General features: G+C 42.5%; 10 protein-coding genes. 1 reads left to right on the forward strand and 9 read right to left on the reverse strand.

The window, feature by feature from the left end; genetic code table 11:
* Nucleotides 1-1,026 precede the first annotated feature (1,026 nt).
* The 7 genes from BC351_RS36905 to BC351_RS36940 form a co-directional block, all read right to left on the reverse strand.
* Nucleotides 1,027-2,145 (reverse strand): Ger(x)C family spore germination protein, encoded by a 1,119-nt coding sequence (locus BC351_RS36905; RefSeq protein ID WP_079420583.1) that lies wholly within the window; start codon nucleotides 2,143-2,145, stop codon nucleotides 1,027-1,029.
* The gene (locus BC351_RS36910; protein WP_079420585.1) at nucleotides 2,142-3,242 is read right to left on the reverse strand and encodes a GerAB/ArcD/ProY family transporter; all 1,101 of its coding nucleotides are present in this window, start codon (nucleotides 3,240-3,242) and stop codon (nucleotides 2,142-2,144) included. The genes BC351_RS36905 and BC351_RS36910 overlap by 4 nt, the downstream gene beginning before the upstream one ends.
* A gap of 33 nt (nucleotides 3,243-3,275) precedes the next feature.
* On the reverse strand, nucleotides 3,276-4,394 hold the full coding sequence (locus BC351_RS36915) for a Ger(x)C family spore germination protein (protein WP_079420587.1): 1,119 nt from the start codon (nucleotides 4,392-4,394) through the stop codon (nucleotides 3,276-3,278).
* The gene (locus BC351_RS36920) at nucleotides 4,391-5,491 is read right to left on the reverse strand and encodes a GerAB/ArcD/ProY family transporter (protein WP_079420589.1); all 1,101 of its coding nucleotides are present in this window, start codon (nucleotides 5,489-5,491) and stop codon (nucleotides 4,391-4,393) included. The genes BC351_RS36915 and BC351_RS36920 overlap by 4 nt, the downstream gene beginning before the upstream one ends.
* Nucleotides 5,488-7,023: a spore germination protein gene (locus tag BC351_RS36925; protein WP_079420591.1), complete on the reverse strand. Its 1,536-nt coding sequence runs from the start codon at nucleotides 7,021-7,023 to the stop codon at nucleotides 5,488-5,490. The genes BC351_RS36920 and BC351_RS36925 overlap by 4 nt, the downstream gene beginning before the upstream one ends.
* A 598-nt stretch (nucleotides 7,024-7,621) precedes the next feature.
* Nucleotides 7,622-10,720 carry a hybrid sensor histidine kinase/response regulator gene (locus tag BC351_RS36930; protein WP_079420593.1) on the reverse strand — a complete coding sequence of 1,033 codons (3,099 nt, stop codon included), beginning with the start codon at nucleotides 10,718-10,720 and terminating at the stop codon, nucleotides 7,622-7,624.
* Between the two features lie 294 nt (nucleotides 10,721-11,014).
* Nucleotides 11,015-14,938: an S-layer homology domain-containing protein gene (locus BC351_RS36940; protein WP_079420597.1), complete on the reverse strand. Its 3,924-nt coding sequence runs from the start codon at nucleotides 14,936-14,938 to the stop codon at nucleotides 11,015-11,017.
* Nucleotides 14,939-15,636: 698 nt separating this feature from the next.
* Between BC351_RS36940 and BC351_RS36950 the strand changes: the two genes are divergently transcribed.
* Nucleotides 15,637-16,782, forward strand: a complete 1,146-nt coding sequence (locus BC351_RS36950; protein ID WP_079420601.1) for a response regulator — start codon at nucleotides 15,637-15,639, stop codon at nucleotides 16,780-16,782.
* Between the two features lie 18 nt (nucleotides 16,783-16,800).
* On the opposite strand, the gene BC351_RS36955 is transcribed toward BC351_RS36950, so the two are convergent.
* Together BC351_RS36955 and BC351_RS44530 are read right to left on the reverse strand one after the other, a co-directional pair.
* The gene (locus BC351_RS36955) at nucleotides 16,801-17,028 is read right to left on the reverse strand and encodes a hypothetical protein (protein ID WP_079420603.1); all 228 of its coding nucleotides are present in this window, start codon (nucleotides 17,026-17,028) and stop codon (nucleotides 16,801-16,803) included.
* A gap of 398 nt (nucleotides 17,029-17,426) precedes the next feature.
* Nucleotides 17,427-17,762 (reverse strand): CAP domain-containing protein, encoded by a 336-nt coding sequence (locus BC351_RS44530; RefSeq protein ID WP_244209190.1) that lies wholly within the window; start codon nucleotides 17,760-17,762, stop codon nucleotides 17,427-17,429.
* Nucleotides 17,763-18,172: the final 410 nt, after the last annotated feature.

Below are 18,172 nucleotides of genomic sequence, written 5' to 3' on the forward strand. Positions count from 1 at the left end.
TTAAATAAGGGGTAAGCTTCGCTCACCCCAAACCCCGAAACATATAAATTCTTATATGTTTAAATAAGGGGTAAGCTTCGCTCACCCCAAACCCCGAAACATATAAATTCTTATATGTTAAATAAGGGGTAAGCTTCGCTCACCCCAAACCCCGAAACATATAAATTCTTATATGTTAAATAAGGGGTAAGCTTCGCTCACCCCAAACCCCGAAACATATAAATTCTTATATGTTAAATAAGGGGTAAGCTTCGCTCACCCCAAACCCCGAAACATATAAATTCTTATATGTTAAATAAGGGGTAAGCTTCGCTCACCCCAAACCCCGAAACATATAAATTCTTATATGTTAAGAAAAACGGCTTCGCCGCCCTGAGAGATCAGCCTCTTAGTAGCGACAAAACCCGTTAAGGGAACTAGAGGACGCTATATAGGCAAATAGTAGGGATGCTGGGGTATTAGCGGAACTACAGGGTCTTATTTTCACGAAAAACGCTGAATTTGCCTTGAAACAACAAAATAGCGGACTGTAGTTCCCTAACCCCCGCGATATGGATACTTTTGGCTAGAATAGCGGACTGTAGTTCCCTCCCTCTATTCGCACAAGGCGGCTGGAGTAACTCCGCGTTCACTCCAAAACATATAAACTCTTATATTTTTAAAAAGCCGCCGATATGGCGACTTCTTAAAGGTATATATTCTTGTCCTGTAACAATGTTGGGGAGTTAATCACTTATTATTCAAGCATCTGATACCAATAAATCGCGATTTCATCGCTTTGTTTATCTAGGCCTCTGTAGAGATAAAGCTATCATCAAGGTTTGTACCCCCGTCATCGTCCCCAGCCATTAGTTCTCTGATTAAAATATTCATATTCTTCCTCCTAAAGATTTATAAGGTGTGAATAAAGATACGGCGGGGGACCACGGACTTAACGGAAAATGCCTCCTCAAGTAAGCTTATTTTTCTATATATACACATTGCCCACTAATTGCACCTAACAGTACAGCGTCTGCAGTTTCAATACTATTCAGAAACCCCAATACTTTTGATGAGAACTTTAGGAGAAACATTTATATTTGCTTGAGAAATCGCTTTCCCCCAGTTATCCTCTACCTTCTTCCAGTTATTATAATCGTGTGCCCGCACATAAATCCCAAAACCAAAGGGATCAATCTGATACTTTTGAGCATTCTTGAGTAATGCCTCACATTGTTTTTTCAACTCTATTTCAATAGCTTGTTCCAGCTGTTTTCTCTCCTTCTCTAAGTCTAGGGTAAACATGCGCTCCGTCAAATCGATCTGAACCTTCATCTCGATATCGATTGTAAAACGGTCATTTTCGAAATGTGTTTTAACCTTATGCTTTGCTTTTGTAATATTGAAGCTCACAAAAGACATTTTCTCATCCGTATGAAACATATCAGGAGGAAAGTGAAATGTTAACGGAATGTCATTTTTCGTATCGCGCTGCAATAATAGGAGCAGAGAACTTTCTTGATTATTCAAAGAAGCCGCATAGGTGCCGTCTTTATGTAAAAGAACAGTACCTGAAATAACGAGTTCATCGTTCTCTGTTTTCATTTCAGTTAAAGCAGGCGTCATTCCTTTATCCATCATTTGTTGATGGAATTTCTGTAATGTAGTTTGCACTGTAATCCTACTCTGATACGAGCTTTCTACCAGTTGTTTGATCACGCTGGAGATTCGGCCTTTATCACTCATGTTCGTATACATGACATCTTTAATGGTCCCATCAACCACAATCACATTTGCATTAATCTCATTTCGGGAATCTCGGAAGAGAACATCCATATAAGGAAGTGCATCTCGTTTCTGCAGCAGCTTTTTTCCTATCAACACATTTTGCGACTTTCCATAAGCAAGGCTTCCGGATGTCTTACTATCAATATACCCTTTTGATTTGCGCATCGTATTAGCCCTAGTGGATGTTATTTTATATTTATCTGTGGCTTCTTTGCTGAAGACCGGAGTTGCTGTGTATACGACTAACTCATTATTCTCATCGAAATCTATAGCCTCTGTAAGAACAAACTGTTGATTCTCTATATAAATGGCTTTACCGCAGCCAGTTACAAACAATAAAACTGCCAATGCTAAAAAAAAATAATTAAATTTCTTCATTGTTTCAGTTCCTTTCTAACGAAATGAAAAATCCATCCGTACATCCAAAGGAAAATAGGGAATACGAAAGCGCTATATAAACCTGCCATTCCCCAGAATTTGCCCATTTGAGTAATTTGGGAAGAAGAAGGGAGGAAAAAGAATGACAATAGGATCCATAGAAACAAGAGTATTCGCAAAAAATTTCGATGATCCTGCTTACCGAATAATTGACTTGCTCCCAACAGAGCCGTGTAAAGGTAAGGAATGATCGCCATAATTAAGGTAAACAAATAAAAGGAGAGAAAAATGATCTCAAATCGCTCCAAAAAGGGCAATCGGATGGCCTTAAATAAGTTGAGCGTGGGATAAACGTATTCAGTGATCTCTTTTGGAGCAAACTTGATAAAACTGATTACTGTAACTATTAAATATATAATCATGGATAAAGAGTTTGCAATAACAATTCCTTTGTACGCTGATTTCTTATCCTTTAGAAACGGATATAGCATGAAAGCCAGTTCAAATCCGAGGAAAGAAAAGATTGTTGATTTTACGGTAGACAGAATGGGAAAAAGGCCTTCTTTTCCGAGTGGAAAAAGGTACAACCATTGGCCATCCTTTAGTGCCAATAGAAGCAAGAAAGGCATCCACAAAGTGATAAGAAAAACAAACTCAGCAAAGAGTCCAATCACTCTTATTCCATGCTTGGTGATCATATAGATTGGAATGATAAACAGGATCATCAAGATGAAGTTACGTATATCCGGCACGACCCATATCTTTATGATATGAATCGTTGAAAACATGACAACGCTTGCTCCATATACCGCGTATAGTATCCAAAGAACAAATAAACTTTTGCCCACCCATTTGCCAAAGTATTTAGATAAAAGCTCGAATAACGTATATTCGGGGGTTTTCTCCATAATGTTTATAATGACTAAGCTGAGAAGAATAGATAAAATCCAACCTAACAAAATGGATATCCATCCATCGGTACCGGCAGTTTTAGCTAAATCGTGGGGAAGGGAAAGTTCTCCGATCCCCACTTGGGCTCCAAATATAATAAGAATGTATTGTTTCAATGAGATTTGATTAAACGAATATTTATTCATTGGTTAACCCGCCCCTCTTCGCTTTGCTTAACTTTATTCGGAAACTCCGGTACTTTTGATGGCAACTTTAGGAGTAAAATTTACTGTTGCTTCAGATAGGGCTTTTCCCCAGTGATCCTCTACCTTCTTCCAGTTTTTGTAGTCTTGCGACCTCACATAAATCCCAAAACCAAAGGGGTCTACTTGATGCTTTTGAGCTTTCTTAATTAAAGCATCACATTGTTTTTTCAGCTCTTGTTCAATGGCTTGTTCCAACAGTTTACTCTGTTTCTCCATGTCTAAGGTAAACATGCGTTCCATTAGCTCGATCTGAACCTTCATCTGGATATCAATTGTAAGATGGTTTTCTTCGAATTTTGTCTTGAAGTTAGCCTTTGCCTTTCTAATATTAATACTCGCATAAGACATTTCTTCATCCGTATGAAAAATCTCAGCAGGAAGGTGAAACGTTAACGGTATGGGATTGTTCATATTGTGCTGCAATACTAGCAGTAGAGAACTTTCTTGATTATTCAAAGAAGTAGCATAGGTACCGTCTAAATGTAAAAGAGTAGTCCCAGAAATAACGAGATCATTCTTCTCAGCTCTCATTTCAGTTAAGCATGGCGTTATTGCACTATCCATCATTTGTTGATGGAATTTCTGCAATGTAGTTAGCACTGAAATTCTTCCTTTATATGTACTTTCTACTAATTGTTTGATCACGCCTCCCAATTCGCCTTTATCGCTCATTTTCATATACATAACCTCTTTCACAGATCCATCAACTACAATTACATTTGCATTAATTTCATTTTTCGGATCGCGAAAGAGGACATCCAAGTAAGATAGCACATTTGTTTGCTGCAGCATGTTTTTTCCTATAAGAATACTTTGCAATTTCCCAGATGCAATATTACCGTTTATTTTCGACTCTAGTTTGTACTTCGATTCTCGCATCGTATCCACTGTTGTGGTTGTGATTTTATATCTCTCCTTTGCATCTCTACTGAAGACTGAACTTGATGTATACATGACCAACTTCTTTTCATCATTAAGTTCTATAGCATGAGTAAGAATAAACCTTTGAGTCTCTATATAAACTGCCTTGCCGCACCCGGTTATTAATAATAAAGCTGCCCAAATTAAGCAACTAGCCTTCCATTTCTTCATTGTTTCTGTCCCTTTCTAACGTGATGAAAAAGCCATCCGTAGATCCAAAGGAAAATAGGAAACCCATAAGCGCAATATATACCTAGCATCCCCCACGATTTACCCATTTGAGTTACTTGAGAAGAAGAAGGGAGGAAAAAGAATGACAAGAGGATCCATAGGCATATGAGTATTCTTAAAACATTTCGATGATCCTGCTTGCCAACTAATTGACTTGCTCCCAGCACTGCAGTGTAGAGGTAGGGAATGATTGTCATAAATAATGTAAACAAATAAAAGGCAAGAAAAGTGATCTCCAACCGTTCTAAAAACGGCAATCGGATGAGCTTCAACAAGTTGAGCGTGGGATAAACATAATCTTTAATCTCTTCTGGAGAAAACTTAACCAAAGTAATGACTGTCACCATTAAAAATATAATCATGGATAATGAGTTTGCAATCACAATTCCTTTGGACGCGGATTTCTTGTCCTTTAGAAACGGATATAAAATGAATGCCAGTTCAAACCCGAGGAAAGACAGGATTGTTGATTTTGCTGTAGACAGTATGGGAAACAAGCCGTCTTTTGCGATTGGAAGTAGGTATAGCCAATGGGTTGACTTTAATGTTAACAATAACAAGAAGGGCATCCATACAGAGATAAGAAAAACGAACTCAGCAAAGAGTCCGATTACCCTTATTCCCTGCTTCGTAATCATATAGATAGGAATGATAAACAGGATCATCAAGATGAAGTCCCGCATATCGGGTACGATCCATATCTTTATGATATGGATCGTTGAAAACATGACCACGCTTGCTGCATATGCCGTATACAAAATCCAAAGAATTGATAAACTTTTACCCACCCACTTGCCAAAGTATTTAGATAAAAGTTCCAAAAACGTATATCCGGCATTCTTCTCCATAATTTTAATGACGACTAAGCTAAACAGCATAGACAAAATCCAACCCAACAAAATGGATATCCATCCGTCGGAACCAGCTGTTTTAACTAAATCGCGGGGAAGGGATAAGACACCGATTCCAACTTGAGTTTCAAATATAATAAAGATGTATTGTATCAATGAGAGTCGATTAACCGAGTATTTATTCATGGTTGATCCTCACCTTCTCTATTTACCCCCTGTCTTATTAGTTGAGTTGGATCAGCCGAGAGCGGGCGTTTTTTCATTTTCCACATGGGTACTCTAATCCACACGTCTTTCCAGTCAGACAGTCGGATGGGAGCAATCGGACTTCCATAGGATATTCCAAATGATTCTATTGAGATAAGGTGAGCCCCAATAATCATAAGCCCTATCACAATGCCCACCATACCGAACAAAGCGGCCATAAGCATCATTGGAAAGCGGAGCAACCGTAGAGAGGATGACATATCGTAATCAGGGATAATAAAAGAGGAAATCGCTGTAATGGCAACGATAATCACCATAATATTACTTACAATTCCCGCTTGGACCGCCGCCTGACCGATGACAATGCCTCCCACGACACCTATTGTTTGTCCAATAGGACCTGGAAGGCGTAACCCTGCTTCCCTTAACATCTCTAGGGCTAGTTCCATTAGAAGCGCCTCTATAATTGGTGGGAACGGTACTTTTGCTCTGGATCCCCCAATCGATATCAACAAATCCAAAGGAAGTACTTCATAATGAAACGAAACAATGGCTATATATACAGCCGATAAAGAGATCGTCGTAACTAAGGCTAAGTAGCGTAATAAACGTAGAAAAGAGGCTATGATCCAGCGATTGCTGTAATCATCGACACTTTGAAAAAATGCCGAAAAGGTTACAGGAGCAATGATCACACTAGGTGAATGGTCGACAACAACTACCATTCTACCTTGCAGAATATGGGCGGCAGCAGAATCCGGACGTTCCGTCAGAATCAACTGTGGAAACAGACTTATCGGATGATCTTCGATAAATTCCGCCAATTCTCCCGTATTTAAAATGGCATCCACTTTAACTTGCAGCAGACGGTCCTCCATTTCTTTGACGAAATCAGGTTGTACAACATCTTCGAGATACATTATAGAAACTTTCGTATTACCCCGAGACCCGATGGTATATTCTTTGATTTTCAGCTCACGATTAGGAAGATAACGACGAATAAGCGCAATGTTCTGCCCGGACGTCTCCACAAATCCTTGATGCGACCCCTTTAACGTCGATTCGATTTGCGGCTCTTTAATAGACCTTTGAGGCCACCCTTGTGTATTCATAACAAGCGAACGCATTTGTCCATCAATCAACAGGATGCTTTTGCCTTGGAAAATCGAGTCTTCAATATCTGCCCATAAGGTTACAATTTCTGTTTTTGCAATCGTAATGGAAGAGTTCCAAATATCGTTAACCGAATCGACTTCATAAATGAGCGGGGTTAAGATATTATTATTGATCGCTGATTTATCAACGAGCCCTTCCAAATAAACAAGGATTGCTTTGTCCCCTGTTCTTAATTGAAACTGACGAGTAACAAAATCTGGTGCATGACTAAATATAGCTTGTAGAGTAACTAAGTTATTTTCAAGGATTCCTGAAATCGGCTGATTAAGAAGATCGGAAGATTTATTGATTGGAATTGTCTTTTTCCCATTTAACCATCTCCGGATCGTCCCCATCCTTACACCTCATCCCTAAGTCGTCAATTAAATTTTCCCACATATAGGTAAAATTATTCAGCCTTGTTATTTGAATAAAAAACAGAGAACAGTTGCCACGGCAACTGCTCCCTGTTAATTGTCATAACGTCTTTCCCTTTAATTCTCTAACCTAGTTTGTCATTTATGTATTAACAAATGCCTCATTCAAAAATAACTGGAAGAAAGGTATTCCCCATACAAAGCAAATCAAGTATTTCATTTCAAAGTGTGCTGCTAGCGAATTCCCACCATTATAGGTGTAAGCAATTTAGGTTTTCCCACTAAATCCCTCCTTTACTTCTTCGTCATTAAACTTCATGAAATTCCATTAATTGGAAGTTATATTACCACCCGTTAGCGTGGAAAAGGCAGCCAATCATCATGACCGGCTGCCGTGGTGTCTTTACTCAGCTAACTTTCTGCGTTAGTTCAGCAATCTAGCACAATCTATTATCGAAAATAAAACACCACCTATCAAGGTGGCTGACGCTATTCAAAGTTTGACTGATATTATCTTTTTTTTATTCACGCTATCAGCTAGCGGTATTTCTGCGATTACCTTTGGTTCTGTAACTGATCACTTTGCCACGACAAAAGAAACAGTCGTACCTTGATCTGGAAAGCTATGGATTTGCAATCCATTCCCATAAATTTGTTTCAGCCGTCGATCGACATTGAACAGACCAACTCCCTGCCTGCTATCCGAACTTCTTTCAAATATTTGCTGTCGCTTTCTTTCATCCATCCCCACGCCGTTATCGGCAATGATCACTTCTGCATGCTCTTCATATTCAGTGATTTGAATAAGGATCTTTCCTCCCGACGAACGGCTTGTTATACCATGCCGTACTGCGTTTTCCACGAGCGGCTCAATGGAAAGTGGGGGAATCATCAGCTTCATGCTCGCATCGATTTCCCAAACAATATCCAGATTGCCATCGAAACGTTCTTTCTCGATATACAAATAAGAACGGACTAGAGCAAGTTCTTGATCTAGCGTAACAAGCCGCTCAGAATTTTGGAAATTGAAGCTTGCCCGCAAATATTTGCTGAATTCATCGAGCAAAAGGCGCATTCTGTTCAGATTGATGTCGCTTAGTGCCGCTATCGCATTGAGCGCGTTGAACAAAAAGTGCGGCTGTATTTGTGCTTGAAGCCATGCCGCTTCCATACGCAACCGTTCGCGAACGGAACGCTGAACATCGGTTAATGCCCGTACCCGAGCCGTTAATTCCATTGTATCCGCAGGTTTTACAACATAATCGTTGGCGCCCGCCAAAAATCCTGCGGCAATATCTTCAGACTTGTTGCGCGCGGTCAGAAGCAGAATGGGCAGCTCCGAGCTCGAGTAGCGCTCGCGGATCGTGCGCGTTAACTCGTATCCCGACATGTGGGGCATCATGACGTCTGCAATAACCAGATCCCACTCTCTTGTTTTCAGAAGCGACAATGCATCTTTGCCGCCCGTAACCGCAACGATATCGAAATATTTCGGATTCAAAATATCCACTAATATTTTCAAGTTAATCGGGTCATCATCCACTGCTAATATCGCCGGTCTATCCGTTGCGCCGGAACTTCGCGCATTGGTATCTGCAACGTATTGATCGTTCGAGCCGGCAGCGCCTGTTTCCATATAAGTGGGCAACAGAGCCGACGCAGCGTCCATTTCCGTTCGAGGTTGAGCGGACGAATCGGACAGCGCCAAAGCAAACGTGAATATCGCACCTTCACCGGGGGTAGAGCTGACTTCCAGCGCTTCGCCGTGCAGCTCCACCAACTGCTTACAAATGCTGAGACCCAAGCCGATTCCACCGCCGGGAGCCGCCGTCATGTCGGAATCGCCTTGTTCATACGGCTTAAAAATGGTTTGCATCGTTTCCGCGTCCATTCCGACTCCCGTATCCACAACGCTAATGTACGCCTTCCCACCCTTAACGGCTGCCTGGATGGTGATAGTCCCTTCATTTGTAAATTTGATCGCATTGTGGACCAGATTGAACAAAATTTGAATAAGCCGATTTTCGTCGGCCATCATACGAGGGAACGTATCTGGAATCGCGTTGACGAACCGAACCGGCTTGCCGTCGGTCATGAAACGAAGCATGTCGAACACGCCGGAAGCGACCGCTTGAATCTGAATGCTTGTTTTGTGCAGATACACGTTGCCCTCCTTGAGACGCGTCATATCAAGCAAGTCATTTAACAAAAACGACATGCGTCGACCGACAGTAATCATCAACTCCAAATTTTTGACGTTCTTATCGCTCAGCGAATGTTTTTCGCTGTCGAGGACGGTTTGAGCTATATTCAGCATTCCGTGCAGCGGATTTCGCAATTCGTGGGATGTGTTCGCCAGAAAATCGTCCTTCCTCTTGTCCTCCATTCTTAACTGCTCGTTCAACTTAACGTTTTCTTCGGAATTGCGAAAATACTGCTTAAACCAGTAAGCGGAAAAACAAATGATAGCTGCCAGCACGTCAACTGGGTAGTAGACGCTCGTTACTTCCGAGCTATTATTAAACGCTCCCCAGACGGAGCTGGATAAGATGCTCGTGGCGGCAAGCACCAGAAAGATGGCGCCGGGCTGATTTCTGGCTATCATTTTGCCGACGAGATAGACAATCCAGGCCCATGGGAACCAACTAATCAGCGTGAATATATTAGCGCCGATCGAATAGTAAATGAGCAGCGGCGGCATGGCCGCCACAAATCCCCAATATAAAGCGAAAGCGCCGGCGTACGTACGGAACAATCCGGTGTTTGTTCGGATCTTGGCAAATATTCCGATCATAATCAGGAAAAAAAAGGAAAACGACAGGTACGAGAGCACCTTTATTTTCAGCGCCCATGCGTAGCTGATGAAAGGCATCCATGTCAGCAGCAGGCTGTCGTGATCGGACACAATCGTAAGACCGGAGGACAGAAGCAGCATGAAGAAGACAAGAAGCGATTTTTGCCGATTGAAAAAATATAAAATTATGGAGTACAAGCCATGCAGCATCAGTACCACGAATGTCACAACCTGAAAGCTAATGGAGCTTGAGCGTTCGGTTTCGATGGCCGCTTCCGACCCGAAGCGGATGGCCCTGACAATGCCGCCATTAAACGGATGCTCGAAATTGGCCGCGCGTACAAGCAGCTCGATCTCCCCCACACCGGTTGCCTGATAGCGCGGGGCATAAGAAATCCGGTTGGGCTTATACGTATTCGCTTGTTCTGCCGGTTGGCCGACTCCTGCTATCTGACCGTTGAATTCAACAGCTGAAGAGGCTTGAATTTCCTGAATCCAGAATTCGAAAGACTGTAGCGGCATAGGATCGACAAGAATGCGCAGCCGATATGTCCCGTATCCGAAAGATGACTTTGACCCGGACGGCAAAGCGCTTCGCCAATCTCCCGGAACCTGAATATAACGCTTGTCAAGAGATTGCAGGCCCTTGTCTTTATGCGTGATGAACACTTCCGGATAAAACTCCCACTCGCCATTCAGCGTAATGGAATGGGATTGCGCGAAGTCCCAACCGCGCAAATCGAGCACGCCTTGAACCGCAGCAGGATGTTCATGTGTAGGAAAAATCCCTGACCAAAGCCATCGGAGGCCGAGAAGTATGGAAAGAAACAGGATGAACATCGTAGCATATTTCAGGACGGTTTTGTTTTTTATCCGTATCATAAAGAGCTCACTCCCAACATTTCGCCGAGCAACTCCATCATCTGCTTGCAAATGCTGGAGTTCATATTTTCGACAAAAACAGTGTGAATTCCTTCTGCCGCAATCGGATATATGTGTGTTCCTGATTGCAAAGAAGAGCCGTCCTTCAGCTTCGTATTCGCCTCAGGACAGCCCCACATCAAATCACATTCGTTCTACTAGGAATTTCGGTTATCGATCAGATTGGCCTTGATCAGCATCCGCTGAACGATGGCCTACTCAATTTTTTTAAGCTTTCTTATCAACGGTATTGTGTTACGGTACCCAAATTTCCATACCGTTTGATTTTTTGTATTGATGGGCATTGGTTGTTTCCATGATGTCATAGTATGCCCAGTTGCCGCTTGAAAGGTCTTTGAAAACTTTGACGTCGGTAGACGCATCGATGGCTTTCTTGTCAGGCTGACGATTGAGCATTCTGTTTACAATCGTAGCAGTCTCTGCACGAGTGATGGTTTTATCCGGTCCAAAGGTGCCGTCCGGATAACCATTTACCCATCCATATTCCGCTGAAGTTGCTACGCTGGAATATGCCCAATGGGTTTTCGATACATCTGTAAAGCTCTTATAGCCTGCAGCATTATTCGAAAAGCCTACTGCTATGATTGTAAACTCTGCACGAGTGATAGCCTTATTTGGCGCAAAGGTGCCATCTTCATAGCCTTTAATAATACCAAGGCTAGCTAAGGTGTTTACAGCTTTTGCATACCAAGCATTTCCAGGTACATCAGCAAAGTGCATTTCCGAAGTATTTACATCCTGATTTTTCAGAAGATTATAGAACATCTGAGCTACTTCAGCACGGGTTACAGAAGTATCCGATCTAAAGGTTCCATCTTCATAGCCGCTTAAGTATGCAAAGTGATTCTTAGTATTAAGCAACTTGAATACTCCCGTATCGGTAGCTGGCGCCGGCGCCTTGTCTAAAACTTTGAACACAGCCTTAATCTTAACTGTCCCATTTGGTTGGATATACGTGTAAGTACCGTTACCATTGTCCGTATAGTTGATTACATTACCTTTATCATCTGTAATCGTTAACTTGTCCAATAAATATCCGGCATCAGGTGTAACAGTAATGGTCACTTTAGTACCGGCTGTAGCGCTATTATTGTCTACAGTAACTTTTCCGCCTGTCCCATTATCAATCGTGACAGTGGAACCGACGAAGCCACCTCCGCCTCCGCCTCCGCTTCCTCCTCCGTCATTCGTTGATGGCAGTGAAGGGCCTGTGCCCGGCAAGTTATCCGCAAATATCATTTGATTTGAGTAAACCAACGCATACGTCGAAAACTTAGTTGAGGAGAACGTTACGGTTGTTCCATTAACTGAGCACGGTATGAATTCCGCACGGCCATTATGAACTCTCACAATAGCAAAATACTTATAGCCCAATAAGTTTGTTGGAACGGGTAGTATAATTTTAATAGGTTCCGGAACTACACGAACAGGCTGTAAAGTGCCTGCATCGGTAACTGCACCGCTGCTGTCTACTACATCTACTTTTTTAGTAATGTTAATATCATACATAGATCCAATGCCGCTCGCACTCGGGGCAATGAGGGTTAATATCAAGCCTTTATCGTCGTATACGCTTTGGGTTGTGCTAGTAGACACATCCGTTGCATTCAGATTAAGAGTGACATTCAAAGATTGACCGTTCAGAACTTTTGCAATATCTTGGGACGTCAGCAGCATACCCATTTGATTATCCAATTGATTTTTGGTAGTTGAAGGGTCTACTACACCGCTTACGGCACTGCTAGTCTTTAAGGAAGCTTGCAGCAACTTTAATATCGCATTGGATACATTCTCAACTGTTGCCCTGCTTATTTGCAATTGTTCTTCCGGTGTGAGAGCAGTAAATTCATCATGCGCTGCTTTTAAAGCATCTAAAGTATTCGTATTAATAGCAGCTACCATATCGCTGGCTACCTGTGAAACAGCGGTAGAAGGATGCACAATAATGGTTCCCTTTGCATCACTTGTAAGGCTCATTCCCGCAGGCGTCCCAGGAGTTGGCGTAAATAGTCCAAATGTGACGTTGCCTTGGTCATCTACCGTAGCAATTGCCGTAAATGTTGCGTTGAGTGATGCTTTATCAGGGTTGGCAATCGTGACGCTTGCTGGATACACCCCTACCGGTACACCGTTTACAACGTATTTGCCAGTATATTGAGATACATTGCCTGTAACGCCAGCCACAGTGATTATTGCTTGGGTAGGATAGGTTGTATCTTCATACATCATTCCGCCAGACAGCTTTGTTGTACGATATGGAAGTACATCCGTTCCGCTTGTTGGCATCGGTGAAGTCTCACCTGCTGCCGGTATTGGCTGTGCGAGCACTTGATAAGTTTTCGCAGCATCAACAGGTTGGAAGGTTAATGTGCTTCCGTTTCCGCTTATCCAAACAGGTTCAGTAGACAGATTACCGTGTACATCAACATATTTGCCTGTACTCTTATCTACAAGGGCGTACTGGATTGCAGGTGCAGTATTGTTAATCTGAATCAGATCGCTGCCTGCGGTACTTGTTGGCATTCTCAAGATATTTTTTGCATCCACTGGCGCAACTGGCCCAACTGGCGTTGTAACTGGTGTGCCAATTACGCCTGTTGAAGGAAGCGGATCGGTCGTACCGGCAGGAATCGCCACAATTTGATAGCGCGTACCCGGATTAAGGTTATCAAAAGTTATATCTGAACCGGTGCCTGTTTTCCAACCACTTACCACATTACCATTCTCATCGGCTATAGCATATTTAACCAGAGTTGATGATGGATTTACCGTAATTGTCGTTTGACCGGGATGTCCCGAATCTTTTCCTACTGCAACGTTATTACCTACTATCGGCAATGTAATACTTTGTGTCTCAGTAGTCGTTCTTGGAGTTACTGCACCTGCATCGAATGTCGATGTAGCAGCTACTTTGTAAGTTCCCCCCGGCAATAAAGGCAGAAATACAATTGGGCTTCCATTGCTTGGATACCAACCGTTTACGCCGGCAGTAATTTCATTGCCGTTTTGGTCAAATGCTCTAAGTCCTGTAACGGGGTCCCCGTTTGCATATGTAACAGTCATAACCGTACTTGCATCGAGAGGAGTTGCCGTTATTGTGCTGGAACCGTTATACACGGAAGCTGTTACACTCTTATAAACGGCTGTTGTTACACTCTTGATCCCGCCGCCGCCCGAAACACTTGGAACAACTTTTGTGGCAGTAATGATATTGCTAATTACACCGGGATTATACTCGACTATAACTCCCGGATCTCTATATGTGCCACTACCGTGTACATTACTTACGCCTAAATAACCTATATCAGTGTTACCATCGTTTAACAGAAGTGTAAGATGGTCGTAGGGTCCATTTTCCATATATTTAGTAGGAAGAGTGGTTGAATCAAGACCTGTTTGGTAACCCGTTGATACATACCTTACTGTGGTACCAGTAGAAATGTTCCAATTAGGTTTGTAAGTTTTAGTAGCGCCAATAAAGCTTATAAAGTTCCAGCCTGGTTTTGCTGTAAAGGGGCTCTTAAATTCCTTAAACATACTAGCAATCGCAAGCATTTCTCCAGGATTATTTGCTGCTGGCTCTACAAGATGTCCGTTTTTGTTCGTTGCAGTAGTCACTGCATCATAAAAAGTCATAGTACTCTGTGTTGCCACATATACAAAATGGCGTCCCTCGTAAGTGCGCACAGATGTTTTTCCATCGGCCAATGGCGTCCCTGGAGTTACATTTACCGTGACAGTCGGGGTTTCTGAAACTTGTGTAAATGTCAGATTTCGAATAACAGTTTGAATATCTTCATAAGTATTAGTGCTTGAAAAATTGAACACTCTATTCGTAAGTGTAGATTGGTCAGTCTTAATGGTGCCAATTTTCACACCATTAGTCATCTCGGCAATACCGCCTGGAGGCGTTACAACAGCAATTGAGCCATTGCTTACAGCTACAGTAAAGTATCCGCCCCCTGCATCAACGACACCTGATCCTCCAAATACAGCATTTGATAGCTGATAAGTTGTTGTGGACAATCTAACCGGAGTACCGAGGTCAAGCGTTGGTGTTGCCGTTGCTCTTACTTCTAATGGATAAAAAGGCATCATCGTCAATACCATAACGATAGCCAATAATAGAGATAACATTCTTCGATTTCTTAGTTTCATATTTTGTGTGTTCCTGCTAACGAAAGCCTATAGAAATTCCATATTCGCAGAGTTCCTTCCGTCAAGCAGGTTTTCTCCTTTCTCCTAAAAAAATGTCTACTGCTTCTAACTCAAGCGTCTCTGCTCTCATTTGTACCCTGCATGCTGTAAAACGATTGTTCTTATGTTATTTATCTCTCATACTAGTTCCACTCCTGTTCCATAAGGAATCAAAATACCTTGATCCCCGTATTTCGATAAAATTCATATCCATTCGACATCTGTGATCATAACAAAAGGAACTATACAAGATCTCTACATTACACCGGGATTACATCAAGCATTACGTGCTGATTCAGCAAAAGGAAAAAATCTGCAATAATGAAGCTATTCCGCTGATATCAAAACAGCTTAATGAATTATTATCAAGACAAGGAGACCGATACGGTAGAAGCGAAGAAATGGCTGAAAGAAAAAGCAGCCATCGCGGAGGAATTTCTGCGACAATTGCTTTCCCAGTTCGAAGCCTATCTACGAAAACTATGTGCCATCATAGTCGCCAAACTCAAAAAAATGCAAAATCTCCACAAGTTTTTTCCACGGCAGAGCGATTTGTTTCAGACAAGCTCTTATCATCCATAGGCCAAATGCCGATAATATCGGTATAGCAGATCAAATCGTACTGAAAAAATGCATACATTTTATGGAGCGTAAAATACATGAAAATCATATTGGTGGATGACGAAGCATTGGTGCTAAATCAAATTCGGCGATTGCTATCAGGATATTCCGGGATTTCGGTGGTCGGCTCGTTTCAGAATGCGCGAGAGGCTATTGTGCGGATGCCGGAACTTCAGCCGGACGTCATATTTTTCGATATTCACTTGCCGGAACTATCGGGAATCGATGCGGTTAAGCTGGCACAGGAGGCTTATCCGGGAGTCGATATTGTGTTTGTAACGGCATATAACGAATATGCTGTCCAAGCGTTCGATCTGAATGCGGTCGATTATTTGCTTAAGCCGTTGCATCAAGCCCGTTTGGATCAAACGATAAAGCGACTGATGCAAAAAAGATTGCATAAACAAGAGGATATCACGTCAACGGTGCCTTCCCGCATTCTCTGTTTTCGGTCTCTCCGTTTTCAACGCAGCGGCGGGTCTACGGAAATTCCGAAATGGCGGACGTCAAAAACGCAGGAGCTGTTTATTTATCTGCTGCACCATCGCGGCAATATTGTCCCAAAGGAAACGCTTCTGGAACTGCTGTGGCCGGAGCTTGACGCGAAACAGGCGACGAGTCAATTGTATACATCGATTTATCACATTAGACAGTGCTTGAAGCAAATGGGTATCGATGCCCCCATCCGCAATCTGACGATTCAAGAAGGCTACATGCTCGACACAAGCCGCATTCGGATTGACGTGGATGAATGGGAAAATGGTTTGCGGCAGGCGAGCGGAGGAAATTGGGTCGATAGTCACTCCGAGCTGCGGCAGTTGCTTGAACTTTATGAAGGAAACTATTTTCAGGAGCACGGTTATTGGTGGGCGGAGAACGAACGTGAAAGACTACGAAAGCTGTGGTATCAGCACGCCCGTTCGTTAGCCAGATTCTATGATAAAGCTGGGATGCGAAAGGAAGCGCTGGCTATGTACGAACGGCTTCAGGATGCGGACCCGTATAACGAAGAAGACGGACTTGCGCTGATAAAGCTTTATACAGCAACCGGACGGCACAAAGATGCGGAGAGGCACTACTATAAGATGGATCAACTGTTTTCAAATGAGCTTCGGATCGGCTTGCCTGCCAGGCTGGTAAACTGGTTCGAACAAGCGAGAATGACATTACCCCTGACAGAATGAGGTTGACGAAGGAAGACATCAACAAATCACATAGCCCAGATTATCGTCTTCCCAAAATACCTTGAAGTGTTCTAGCCCCACCCAAGGTGCATCGCCAATCGATTTGATGATATTCTTCTGTTGTCCCCAAAAAGTGCCACATAAACTTATTTGGCTGATTTGAGCATCGACATTTTTAGTAGCAGTACAACCAATTGAAATTGATGTAATTAAGATTAACATAAGTAATAAATACATTTTTTTCATATCGTATCCTCCCAAAATATCATTTAAACCTCATGCCATTCACAAATACCATATATTGGATTATTCCTTTGATTCTTTTGGCACTCTTCTGCCATTTAGTTTGAATAGAAAAAAAAGTGACCCACAGCAACGGGCTGAGGGTCTAAGGTTTATATTTTAAAGGGGGGCCGTTTTCCGTTACCATAATTAAAACACAGTTCAGGCACTCCATCTGAGGTTCTCGCCTGATGGATCAGCAGAAAATATTCCGTCCCGCCTTCATCGACCGGAACCGACAGACGATGAGATAAACGGGTATCTTTTTATTATTTGGTCAATATCCACTCCGTAATATCCTCCAAAACTTCTGCAGACACCTTTTGTGGGATTTGATACTCTTTTTTGAAGTCCTTGACCTACTATCCTATAAATTCCTGAACCCACTCACCATTATAGTAAGCTATCCCGATTTGGGTGTAGCTGCTATTCAGGATGTTGGCACGATGGCCAGGACTGCTCATCCATTGGTTCATCACTTCCGTCGGGCTCGTCTGGCCTTTGGCGATGTTTTCCCCTGCAGAGTTATATGTGACACCGAATGCAGTCATCATATCAAACGGGGATCCATAAGTCGGAGACTGATGATCAAAATAATTATTGTTGTACATATCCTGAGCCTTAGCCATCGCTACTTTCGAGAGACTGCTGTTCAAGCTAATGGAATTCAAGCCTGCTTTCGTTCTTTCTTGATTCACCAGATCCAAGACTTGCTGAGCAGATTGGGATGGATTTACGGACTGTTGAGGATTGGCGGACTGTTGCGGATTTACGGCTTGATTCGCTGGGCTTTCTGCCGGTGCATAGTTGCCTTGGAACCAATCCAGCCAATTCGAAGCGTCATTGGGTGCTTGTTTAATCGTAATCGGTGATTTCCCTGCACCCGCAGTAGAAATGGATGATGCTTGAGTTATGACGTTGAAGCAGCATTAGGAGCATGAGTTTCAAGCTTCATTTGTTTAGCATTCATTTGATTGTTAGTCGAATTATTACTTGAACAACCTGTAACGAGTAGTAATGCTGCTATTATGACCAATGGTTTTATAACAATCCCTCCTGAACCGTCAAAGTAGTAATGTTATCAAATAAAGGTTTTGTAAAGTTCCAT

It is taken from the genome of Paenibacillus ferrarius (assembly GCF_002027705.1).
In the GTDB taxonomy this organism is placed as follows: domain Bacteria; phylum Bacillota; class Bacilli; order Paenibacillales; family NBRC-103111; genus Paenibacillus_E; species Paenibacillus_E ferrarius.